This window comes from Brevibacterium sp. LS14 (assembly GCF_012027885.1).
GTDB lineage: Bacteria > Actinomycetota > Actinomycetes > Actinomycetales > Brevibacteriaceae > Brevibacterium > Brevibacterium casei.
Genome location: NZ_SJXG01000060.1, coordinates 225,975 through 237,289 on the forward strand (window position 1 = coordinate 225,975; position 11,315 = coordinate 237,289).

9 protein-coding genes are annotated in these 11,315 nt (G+C 68.8%); 6 read left to right on the top strand and 3 right to left on the bottom strand.

The genetic code is table 11. The features are described from left to right. The first annotated feature begins 17 nt into the window (after positions 1-17). Positions 18-2,315 (top strand): bifunctional (p)ppGpp synthetase/guanosine-3',5'-bis(diphosphate) 3'-pyrophosphohydrolase, encoded by a 2,298-nt coding sequence (locus EZE58_RS15495; RefSeq protein ID WP_095375515.1) that lies wholly within the window; start codon positions 18-20, stop codon positions 2,313-2,315. Here EZE58_RS15495 and EZE58_RS15500 read toward each other — a convergent pair. Then, positions 2,294-2,878: a hypothetical protein gene (locus tag EZE58_RS15500; RefSeq protein WP_009377135.1), complete on the bottom strand. Its 585-nt coding sequence runs from the start codon at positions 2,876-2,878 to the stop codon at positions 2,294-2,296. The genes EZE58_RS15495 and EZE58_RS15500 overlap by 22 nt on opposite strands. 146 nt (positions 2,879-3,024) lie before the next feature. Beyond that, positions 3,025-4,377, bottom strand: a complete 1,353-nt coding sequence (locus EZE58_RS15505) for a DUF349 domain-containing protein (protein ID WP_009377136.1) — start codon at positions 4,375-4,377, stop codon at positions 3,025-3,027. A 106-nt stretch (positions 4,378-4,483) separates the two neighbouring features. On the opposite strand from EZE58_RS15505, the gene EZE58_RS15510 reads away from it, so the two are divergent. Next, entirely contained in the window at positions 4,484-5,131 is a 648-nt protein-coding gene (locus EZE58_RS15510; protein WP_009377137.1) for an MBL fold metallo-hydrolase, read from the top strand. Positions 5,132-5,216: 85 nt separating this feature from the next. Then, entirely contained in the window at positions 5,217-6,551 is a 1,335-nt protein-coding gene (hisS, locus tag EZE58_RS15515) for a histidine--tRNA ligase (RefSeq protein WP_009377138.1), read from the top strand. Between the two features lie 36 nt (positions 6,552-6,587). On the opposite strand, the gene EZE58_RS15520 is transcribed toward hisS, so the two are convergent. Continuing rightward, complete coding sequence (locus EZE58_RS15520) at positions 6,588-6,923, bottom strand: metalloregulator ArsR/SmtB family transcription factor (RefSeq protein WP_009377139.1); 336 nt, start codon at positions 6,921-6,923, stop codon at positions 6,588-6,590. A gap of 98 nt (positions 6,924-7,021) precedes the next feature. Between EZE58_RS15520 and aspS the strand changes: the two genes are divergently transcribed. From aspS to rpsD, 3 genes are all read left to right on the top strand, one after another. Next, a complete protein-coding gene (aspS, locus tag EZE58_RS15525; RefSeq protein ID WP_009377140.1) occupies positions 7,022-8,803 on the top strand; it encodes an aspartate--tRNA ligase in 1,782 nt (593 codons plus the stop codon). A gap of 143 nt (positions 8,804-8,946) precedes the next feature. Further along, on the top strand, positions 8,947-10,356 hold the full coding sequence (locus tag EZE58_RS15530) for a replication-associated recombination protein A (protein ID WP_081590980.1): 1,410 nt from the start codon (positions 8,947-8,949) through the stop codon (positions 10,354-10,356). A 242-nt stretch (positions 10,357-10,598) separates the two neighbouring features. Then, positions 10,599-11,198 (top strand): 30S ribosomal protein S4, encoded by a 600-nt coding sequence (gene rpsD / locus EZE58_RS15535; RefSeq protein ID WP_009377142.1) that lies wholly within the window; start codon positions 10,599-10,601, stop codon positions 11,196-11,198. Positions 11,199-11,315: the final 117 nt, after the last annotated feature.

The following is an 11,315-nucleotide window of genomic DNA, read 5'->3' on the forward strand; positions in this document are numbered from 1 at the left end:
GCTGAGAGGGGGATGTGATGGCATCATCAGCTGAATCGCGCCGTCCGCGCGGCATCTCCCGTCTGGCCTGGTGGGCGGCCAGGGCACAGAACAACGCCGACTACCCCAGGGTGCTCGGACCGATGATCCGTGCCCTGCAGGCGAGCCATCCGAAGGCCGACATCGACCTCGTCGTCCGTGCCTACACGGTCGCCGAGGAGGCCCACCGCGGTCAGACCAGGAAGTCCGGGGACCCCTACATCACCCACCCGGTGGCGGTGGCGACGATCCTCGCCGAGATCGGCATGCTTCCCGTCACCCTGGCGGCGGCTCTGCTCCACGACACCGTCGAGGACACCGACTACTCGCTCGAGCAGCTCACCGAGTCCTTCGGGCCCGAGGTCGCCGCGATGGTCGACGGGGTGACGAAGCTCGACAAGCTCACCTACGGTCAGGCTGCCCAGTCGGAGACCGTGCGGAAGATGATCGTCGCGATGGCCAAGGACATCCGCGTCCTCGTCATCAAACTCGCCGACCGCCTCCACAATGCCCGCACGTGGAAGTTCGTCCCCGCCGCCTCGAGTACGAAGAAGGCCCGCGAGACCCTCGAGATCTACGCCCCGCTGGCTCACCGGCTGGGCATGAACACGATCAAATGGGAGCTCGAAGACCTCTCGTTCCAGGTTCTCCACCCCAAGGTCTACGACGAGGTCGTCCGCCTTGTCGCCGACCGTGCGCCCGAGCGCGAGAAGTACCTTGCGACCGTCTCGTCCGAACTCCAGTCCGAGCTCGCCGAATCCGGCATCGAGGCGGCCATCACCGGCCGCCCGAAGCACTACTACTCGATCTACCAGAAGATGGTCGTGCGCGGTCACGAGTTCGCCGACATCTACGACCTCGTCGGAGTCCGCGTCCTCGTCGAGACCGTCCGCGAATGCTACGCCACCCTCGGCATCGTCCACGCCCGCTGGAACCCGGTTCCCGGCAGGTTCAAGGACTACATCGCGATGCCGAAGTACAACATGTACCAGAGCCTGCACACGACGGTCATCGGCCCGAACGGCAAACCCGTCGAGATCCAGATCCGCACCCACGAGATGGACCGCAGAGCCGAGTTCGGCGTCGCCGCGCACTGGAAGTACAAGGACCGCGGCAACCCGTCGAAGGCGATCACCTCGAACACTGCCCGCTCCGTCAAGGTCTCCGACGACGGCGGCGTCGACGACGCCGCGTGGTTGCGGCAGCTCCTCGACTGGCAGCGTGAGGTCAGCGACCCCGACGAGTTCCTCGACAGCCTCCGCTACGAGGTCAACTCGAAGGAGGTCTACGTCTTCACGCCCAAGGGCGACGTCATGAGCCTGCCCGCCGGGGCGACGCCGGTCGACTTCGCCTACGCCGTGCACACCGAGGTCGGGCACAAGACGATGGGCGCCCGGGTCAACGGCCGCCTCGTCGCCCTCGACACCGAGCTCAAGAACGGCGACTCCGTCGAGGTCTTCACCTCCAAGGACGAGAACGCCGGTCCCAGCCGCGACTGGCTCGGCTTCGTCAAGAGCCCGCGCGCCCGGTCGAAGATCCGCCAGTGGTTCTCCAAGGAGCGCCGCGAAGAGGCGATCGAGAACGGCCGCGAGCAGCTCGCCCGGGCGATGCGCCGCCATTCCCTGTCCGCGAACGCCCTGATGAGCCAGGAGGCGCTTCAGGTCGTCTCGACCGAGTTGCGCCTGCCCGACGTCACCGCGCTGTACGCGGCGATCGGCAACGGGGTGACTTCGGCCGCCCACGTCGTCGACCTGCTCGCGAAGGAGGTCGGCGACGACGAGGAGGCCGCGGTCCTGCCTCCGGCACCGCGCAATCGCACCGGCCAGTCCTCGGGTCATCATTCGTCCTCGGGCGGCGTCGTCGTCAAGGGCGTCGACGACGTCCTCGTCAAACTCGCCCGCTGCTGCACCCCGGTGCCCGGGGACGAGATCGTCGGCTTCGTCACCCGCGGCTCGGGAGTCTCCGTCCACCGGGTCGACTGTCCCAACGTCGTCTCCCTCGAACGCGAACCCGAGCGCATGGTCGAGGTCTCCTGGGGGGAGAAGACGAGCGGCGTCTACCTCGTCCAGATCCAGGTCGAAGCCCTCGACCGCTCGGGACTGCTCTCGGACATCACGAAGGTCCTCACCGACACCCACGTCAACATCCTCTCCGCCTCCGTGGCGACCTCGAAGGCCCGCGTCGCTCAGTCGAAGTTCGTCTTCGAGATGAGCGACGCAAGCCACCTCGACACGGTGCTCTCCGCCGTTCGGAAGGTCGAAGGCGTCTTCGACGTCTACCGCATCTCCGGCGGCTGAGGTGCGCGCGGCCAGGGGGTCGACGTGTGTCCGCGCCGATCGACGACCTCCCGCATCTGCGCGGCGTACGGCCGCCGGGAGACCCCGTCGAGGTAGAGCCGAAAACGCGTGCGCATCGCCGGCGGCACCTCGTCGATGATCTCGGCCACCGCCCTGGCCGAACCCGCCTCCGGACGGCGGACGTGCGGTAGGAGCAGATCGTAGAGCGTGCGCATCGGCGTCGTCACCGGCAGACCGGCGATCGTCTCCCAGTCGCCGCGGCCGAGGTTGAGTTCGTGGACGACGGCTCCGTCCTGGTCGAGCACCCGCCTGCGCGGATGCGTCGTGAAGGTCAGCGGGCTCGGCGCCCGACCGAGACCGACATGGACCCACCAGGCAGTCGAGTGCGAGACGACGAGCCGCGCTGGGATCTGCGCCGCCAGCGCACTGATTCGATCCTCTGGTCCGAGCACCGCACCCGACCGCACCCACGTCGTCTCCGTCAGTGGGACGAGCAGACCGTCGAGGGTGAGCTCCGTGAGCTGCTCGTAGCCGTAGTCGCGGAGTCGGAAGATGTCCTCCATGAGGCCACTATCGTCGTCTCACCCTGGGAGGGCAAGACCGAATCGTCGGCCTGTGGACAACCACGGACTCGGGTCCGCGCCTGTGGACAGAGAAGAATCAGGGCCGGACGGTTCACCGTCCGGCCCTGACGAGAAGCTGTTGAGCGTCAGTCGAGTTCGGCCGCCGTCTGCGCGAGCTGATCGCGCCACGCACGCCGGGCGTCGAGAGCGGCCTGCGCATCGGCGACGGACTTCTCATCGCCCGAGGCCTTCGCGGTCTCGAGCGCCGCCTCGAGCTCGGCGATCGACTCGTCGAGCTGGCTCAGCGCCCCCGAGGTGCGGGCCTTGGTCTCGGGGTTGCTCCGCTTCCACGCCGCGTCCTCGGCGTCGGCGAGCGCCCGCTCGACCTCGCGCAGACCGTTCTCCATCCGGGAGACATCGGCGCGGGGCACTTTCCCGGCCTCCTCCCACTCGTCCTGGATGACCCGGAGCTCACGCTTCGCTGCCACCGGATCCGTGATCGGCAGCAGCGCCTGCGCCTTCTTCAGCAGCGCTTCCTTGACCTCGAGGTTGCCCTTGTACTCCTCGTCGAGTGCGGCGTTCTCCGCATCCCTGGCGGCGAAGAAGACGTCCTGGGCGGCACGGAAGCGCGCCCAGAGGGCATCGTCGTCCTTGCGCGAGGCGCGCGGGGCGCGCTTCCACTGGGTCATCAGGTCCTTGTACTTCTGGGACACGGTGCGGAAGTCGGTCGACCCGGACAGCGACTCCGCCTCGGCGACGATCTTCTCCTTGATCCGCTTGCCCTCGGAGTTGTGCTTGTCGAGCTCGGCGAAGAAGTCCTTGCGCTTGCGCTCGAAGGTGTTCCGGGCCTGCGAGAATCGGCCCCACAGCTCCTGATCGACCGACCGCGGAAGGCGCGGTCCGCTGCGCTGCATGTCCTTCCACTGGGCGAAGAGCTCCCGCAAACGGGCACCGGAGACCTTCCACTGGATCTTCTCGGGATCCTTGCCGGCCAGGGTCTCGGCCTCGACGACGATCTCCTCGCGCTTCTGCGCGGCCTCGAGCTTGGCCGCCTCGGCGCGGGCCGCCTGCTTCGACTCCGTCGCCTTGGCGTCGGAGAGGAGCGTGTCGAGGGTCGCGGCGAGACCCTTGAGGTCGCCGACGACGTTCGCGTCGGCGAGCGAGTCCCGCAGCGCGGTCGCCGCCGTCGTCACCTCGCGTCCGGGCGCTCCGGCGGAGAGTCGGTTGCGCAGATGAGCGGCGTGCTCGACGAGCTCGACGTACTTCTTCGCGAAGTACTCGACGGCTTCCTCACCGGTCGCGTCGGGGTACTGGCCGACCTCACGCTCACCGTCGGCGGTGATGACGAACACCGTCCCCTGCTCGTCCGCGCGACCGTGCGTGACCGCGCGCGCCACCTCGGCGTCGTGGTCGACGGTGGTCCCGGTCACCGGCTGAGCCGCCTGCGGGCGGGGCAGCGACGACGGGCGGGGAGTCGGCTTGGGGGTCGGGGTCGACATGTCTCTCACCTGTTTCCTCATCGGTCGAACCGGCGGTCTCGCCGATCACTCGATCATTGCGTGACACCAGCATAACCATCCGCCACCGTCTGGATAGACTCTGCCCATGGATGTCTTGACCACCCGTGCCGAATTCCTCGACGTCAACTGCTACGCCGTGCGGGCCGAGGGGCACAGCGACTGCATCCTCGTCGATGCCGGCTTCGACGCCGCTCCCGGCCTCGCCGAGGTCCTCGCCGAGGAGGGACTGACCCCGCAGGCGATCTTCCTCACCCACGGCCACCCCGACCACATCCTCGGGCTGCCGGGAATGCTCGAGCGCTGGGACGTTCCCGTCCACCTCGGCGCCGATGACCACTACCGGATGGCCGCACCGGGGGAGACCCTGGGGCCGGCGTTCGCACAGATGATCGCTCCGCTGCTCACCGATTGGCAGGCCCCCGCCGAGGTGGTCGACCTCACCGACGGCACCGCCGTCACCGTCGCCGGACTCACCGTCACCGCTGTCGCTGCCCCCGGCCACACCGAAGGGTCGACCCTGCTGCGGGTGAGCGCCGACGGTGAGGAGGTCGTCTTCACCGGCGACGTCGTCTTCGCCGGAGCCATCGGGCGCATCGACCTGCCCGGCGGCGACGCCGAGGCGATGGGCAGCACACTGCGGGCCTTTGCGGACCTGCCCGACGTTCCCATCTATCCTGGACACGGTCCGGGTTCGCGGGTGGGCCACGAGCTCCGGACGAACCCGTTCCTCTGATCCGATCCACAGCCGCCCGAGGCGCCGCCTCGGCGAGGCACCGGCACTGCCTGCCAGGGCAGCATCCACACGAGCAAGGAGAACCATGGCGAAGTCAGCCCGTCTGTCCGGATTCCCGGAACGGCTCCCGGCGGAGCGCGTCATCGAGAAGCGCATCATCGACATCCTCGAGCACACCTTCGCCCTCCACGGCTTCTCCGCCCTCCACCACCGTGCCGTCGAACCGATCAGCCAGCTCGCCAAGGATGGGGAGATCGACAAGGAGATCTTCGCGGTCTCCCGACTCCACTCCGAGGGCACCGAGCGCAATCCGCTCGGCCTCCACTTCGACCTCACTGTGCCGCTGGCCCGTTTCGTCACCGAGAACGCGAACGAGCTGAGCTTCCCGTTCCGGGCCGCGCGGATCCAGCCGGTGTGGCGCGGTGAGCGGCCGCAGGCCGGGCGCTACCGCGAGTTCATCCAGGCTGACGTCGACGTCATCGCCGACGCCGAGCTGCCCGGCCACGTCGAGGTCGAGATCCCGCTCATCATCGCCGACGCGTTCGCCAGGCTCGCCCCGCTCGGGGTGCCACCGGTGCGCATCGTCGTCAACGACCGCCGCCTCCTCGAGGGCTTCGCCCGCGGCATCGGACTCACCGACATCCCCGCAGTGCTCCGGTGCCTCGACAAGTACGACAAGATCGGGCCCGAGGAGGTCGCGAAGCTCCTCGCCGCCGAAGCGGAAGCCGATGAGCGCCAGCAGCAGCTGTGCCTCGCTCTGGCCGCGATCGAATCGGACTCGCCCGACTTCGCCGAGGAGGTGCGCGCCCTCGGAGTCGAGCACCCCCTCCTCGACGAGGGCCTCGAGTCCCTGACGAGGATGCTCACCGCCGCCGCCGAGCGAGCGCCCGGCGTCCTCGTCGCGCAGCTGAAGATCGCCCGCGGACTCGACTACTACACGGGAGCGGTCTACGAGACGCAGCTCGTCGGACACGAGGAGCTCGGCTCCGTCGCCTCAGGCGGGCGCTACGACTCGCTGGCCACGGTGGGGAAGAAGACCTACCCGGGTGTGGGCATGTCGATCGGCGTCTCGCGCCTCATGGCGTTCGTCCTCGGCGAGGACTCCGGCATCACCGCCTCCCGCGGCACCCCGTCGGCCGTCGTCGTCGCCGTCACCGACGAGGAGCGCCGGTCTGAGGCGGATACGGTCGCCACCGCCCTGCGCGCCCGCGACATCCCGTGCGAGGTCTCACCGAGTGCGGCGAAGTTCGGTCGCCAGATCCGCTACGCCGAGCGCCGGGGGATCCCCTTCGTGTGGTTCACCGACGGTGAGTCCGGTCACGAGGTCAAGGACATCCGCACCGGCGAGCAGACGCCTGCCGACCCGCAGACATGGGAGCCGAGCGTCGAGGACCGCTGGCCGCAGGTGACGCAGGGCTGACGGCTCGGGGTCCCTGCCTTACTCAGGGTTGCCGCCTCACTCCGGGTCGGGGGCGAGCGACCCGTCGGGGGCGATGTGGTCGAACATCTCCCGCACCATCGAGACGACGTGCGGGTCGTCGACGGTGTAGAAGATCCTCCGCCCGTCCCGGCGGGAGGAGATGAGCCCGGCGAGACGGAGCTTGGCGAGATGCTGGCTCACGGCGGGCACGGTCGCACCGATCGCCTCGGCGAGGGAGGAGACATCGAGCTCCTGGTGGACCAGGGTCCACACGACGCGCAGTCGGGTGGCCTGGGAGAGCATGCGGAACGTCTCCGCCGCGACCTCGACCTGCGCCGAGGTGGGGGCCGGGTCCGATTCGTGTCCGTCCATGCGTCCTCTCGCTGCCCGCCGGTGCGTGCGGGAATGTCCGTGCGAGCGACTATCATGGTTGACGCACTCCCCGCATGACCATCGTAAAGGAGCCCTCTGTGCTGCGAAGCCACGAATCCGGAAGCCTGCGTGCCGCAAACGCAGGAGAGACCGTCACCCTCGCCGGGTGGGTCGATCGTCGCCGCGATCACGGAGGTGTCGCCTTCATCGATCTGCGGGATGCTTCGGGAATCGTCCAGGTCGTCGTCCGCGAGGACGATGCCCACGCACTGCGCAACGAGACCGTCGTCAAGGTCACCGGCACGGTCTCCCTGCGCCCCGAGGGCAACCAGAACCCCAACCTGCCCACCGGTGAGATCGAGATCGTCGACACGAGCGTGGAGATCCTCGCCGAGGCGGCCCCCCTTCCCTTCCAGGTCTCCGACCATGCGGAGGACTCCGGCACCGTCGGCGAGGAGACCCGTCTGCGCTACCGGTACCTCGACCTGCGCCGTTCGGGTCCCGCGCATGCGATGCGTCTGCGCTCGGCGGTCAACCGGGCCGCCCGCACGGTCCTCGACGAGCACGGCTTCGTCGAGATCGAGACGCCGACGCTGACGAAGTCGACCCCCGAGGGCGCCCGCGACTTCCTCGTCCCCGCACGCCTGCAGCCGGGGTCGTGGTACGCGCTGCCGCAGTCGCCGCAGCTGTTCAAGCAGCTCCTCCAGGTCGCCGGCATGGAGCGCTACTACCAGATCGCCCGCTGCTACCGCGACGAGGACTTCCGCGCCGACCGTCAGCCCGAGTTCACTCAGCTCGACATCGAGGCCTCGTTCGTCGAGCAGGCCGACATCATCGCCCTCGCCGAGGAGATCCTCGTCGCCCTGTGGAAGCTCATCGGCTACGACATCGAGACGCCGATCCCGCACATCACCTATCACGAGGCGATGGAGCGCTTTGGGTCGGACAAGCCCGACCTGCGCTTCGGCCTCGAACTCACCAACCTCACGGAGTTCTTCTCCGAGACCCCGTTCCGCGTCTTCCAGTCCGACTACGTCGGCTCGGTCGTCTACCCCGGCGGCGGATCGCTGCCGAGGCGCCAGCTCGATGCGTGGCAGGACTGGGCGAAGCAGCGCGGAGCCAAGGGACTCGCCTACGTCCTCGTCGCCGAGGACGGCACCCTCACCGGCCCGGTGGCCAAGAACATCTCCGAGACGGAGAAGGCCGGTCTCGTCGAGGCGGCCGGCGCGAACCCGGGCGACGCGATCTTCTTCGCCGCCGGAGACGCGAACAGCTCCCGCGCCCTCCTCGGTGCCGCACGCCGGGAGATCGCCGAGCGCGTGGGCCTGATCAAGGACGGCGACTGGGCCTTCGTCTGGGTCGTCGACGCTCCGCTCTTCGAATCCGCCGCCGATGCGCAGGCCGCCGGCGACGTCGCCGTGGGCGAAGGACAGTGGACGGCCGTCCACCATGCCTTCACCGCCCCGAAGCCCGAGTACCTCGAGACCCTCGAGACCGACCCGGGGGCCGCTCTCGCCTACGCCTACGACATCGTGTGCAACGGCAACGAGATCGGCGGCGGCTCGATCCGCATCCACCAGCGCGCCGTCCAGGAGCGCGTGTTCGAGATCATGGGCATCGGCGAGGACGAGGCCGAGGAGAAGTTCGGCTTCCTCCTCGAGGCGTTCAAGTTCGGTGCGCCCCCGCACGGCGGCATCGCCTTCGGCTGGGACCGCATCGTCTCCCTGCTCGCCGGGGTCGACTCGATCCGCGAGGTCATCGCGTTCCCGAAGTCCGGCGGCGGCTACGATCCGCTCACCCAGGCTCCGGCCCCGATCACCGAAGCCCAGCGCGCCGAGGCGGGAGTCGACTTCGACCCGGACGCCGAGACCGACGACTGATGTCGCGATGACGTCGGTGCCGGCGTGAGGCGGTGGCCGCGGTGACGCAGGGTCCCGACCTCTTCTCCGACCCGGACCGGGAGATCCCCGGCCCGGGTCCGAGTGCGCCCGCAGGCAGGGCACTCGACCCCCTGGCCGTGCGGATGCGTCCGCGCACCATCGACGAGGTGGTCGGCCAGGAGCATCTGACGTTCGCCGGCTCCCCGCTCGACCAGCTCGTCGAGGCGAGCGGGGGAGACCGGGCTGGGGCCTCCTCGGTGATCCTCTGGGGTCCGCCCGGGGTCGGGAAGACGACCCTCGCACACGTCATCTCCCATGCGCCGGGACGCACCTTCGTCGAACTCTCGGCGATCACCGCCGGAGTCAAGGACGTCCGACAGGTGATCGAGAACGCCCGGCGCGAACGCGAGATGTACGGGCGCACGACCGTGCTCTTCCTCGATGAGATCCACCGGTTCTCGAAGGCCCAGCAGGATGCTCTGCTGCCGGCCGTGGAGAACCGCCTCGTCGTCCTCGTCGCGGCGACGACGGAGAACCCGTCGTTCTCCGTCATCTCCCCGCTGCTCTCACGGTCCCTCATGCTCACGCTGCGTCCGCTCGGCGATGACGATATTTCGACCCTGCTCGATCGCGCGATGGTCAGCGAGCGGGGTCTGGCGGGAGAGTACGAGCTCGATGCCGAGGCGAAGGACTTCATCGTCCGCATCGCCGGGGCCGACGCCCGCCGGTCACTGACGATCCTCGAGGCTGCCGCCGGCATCGCCGCGGCGCAGGCGGGGGAGCGCGGCGGCGGCGCGGGCAAGGCTGTCGCCGACGACGCTGAGAGTGCGGATGACGAGGCTGCCGAGGCGGTCAGCACTGAGAGCCGTGGCGGTGACGTTGTCGACGACGAGTCGGCCGACGGCGAAGCAAGCCCGATTCGCATCACCGTCGAGGCCGCCTCCGAGGCGAGCAGCGAAGCGGTGGTGCGCTATGACAAGAACGGGGACCAGCACTACGACGTCGTCTCCGCGTTCATCAAGTCGATCCGCGGATCCGACGTCGATGCCGCGCTGCACTATCTCGCCCGGATGATCGTCGCCGGGGAGGACCCGCGCTTCATCGCGCGTCGGATCGTCATCTCCGCGGCCGAGGACATCGGCATGGCCGATCCGCAGGCCCTGCCGATCGCCGTGGCCGCCTCGACGGCCGTGCAGAACATCGGCATGCCGGAGGGGCGGATCCCGCTCGCCGAGGCGGTGACCTACCTGGCGATGGCACCGAAGTCGAACGCGAGCTACAAGGCCCTCGACGCGGCGATCGCCGATGTCAGGAGCGGCCTCGTGGGGGAGGTCCCCGACCACCTGCGCGATGCCCACTATCCGGGGGCGAAGCAGCTCGGTCACGGCAAGGGCTACAAATACGCCCACAACTTCCCGCACAGCGTGGCACCACAGCAGCATCTGCCCGAAGCGCTGCGCGGCAAGGAGTACTACACGCCGTCGGGCAACGGCATGGAGCGGACGATGGGGGAGCGCCTCGAGACGATCCGCCGTCTCCTGCGCGGAGAGTGAGGGCTGCCCGTCGGCGTTCGCCCCCGGCCCGCGCGTTGCGGGGGACGCGGCGACTGAGCTAAGATGGTCAGCTGTTGTGCCTCATATGTAAAGGCGGTCGGTGCGAGCGGTTCTCGACGCTCAATCCCTCTTTCCCAACCGGGGAAACAACGGTTCCGATCAGGGCGAGGACATCATGCCTGCCGGGACGACCCACACCCAAGAAAGGTAACCCAGTGCCAGCACCAGCACGTAACCGCCGGATGGCTCGCCTCTCGCGCGCCCTCGGCCTGCCGCTGACCCCGAAGGCTGAGAAGTACTTCGAGCGCCGCCCCTACCCCCCGGGCGAGCACGGCCGCGCCCGTCGCCGCAATGACAGCGACTACTCGGTCCGCCTCAAGGAGAAGCAGCGTCTTCGCGCCCAGTACGGCATCCGCGAGGCCCAGATGCTCAAGACCTACAAGGAGGCCAAGCGCCTCGAAGGTCTGACCGGTGAGAACCTCGTCGAGCTCCTCGAGATGCGTCTCGACGCCCTCGTCCTCCGTGCCGGCTTCGCCCGCACGATCGCCCAGGCGCGCCAGTTCGTCGTCCACCGCCACATCACCGTCGACGGCCAGCGCGTCGACCGTCCGTCCTTCCGCGTCAAGGAAGGCCAGACGATCCAGGTCCACCCGAAGAGCGCCGACATGGATCCGTTCCAGGTCGCCGCCGCCGGCGGACACCGCGACGTCCTCCCGGCAGTTCCGGGCTACCTCGACGTCAACCTTGAGGGCCTGCAGGCCACCCTGCTGCGCCGCCCCAAGCGCGAAGAGGTCCCGATCACCGCTGACGTGCAGCTCGTCGTCGAGTTCTACTCGCGCTGAGCCACCTCTCACGACTGCCCGGAACGTCCCGCGTTCCGGGCAGTCGTGCATTCACCTGCACGCGCCGACGCGCAGGCGACCACCATCTGAACTGGTGAGCAATTAAACTATTCTGGA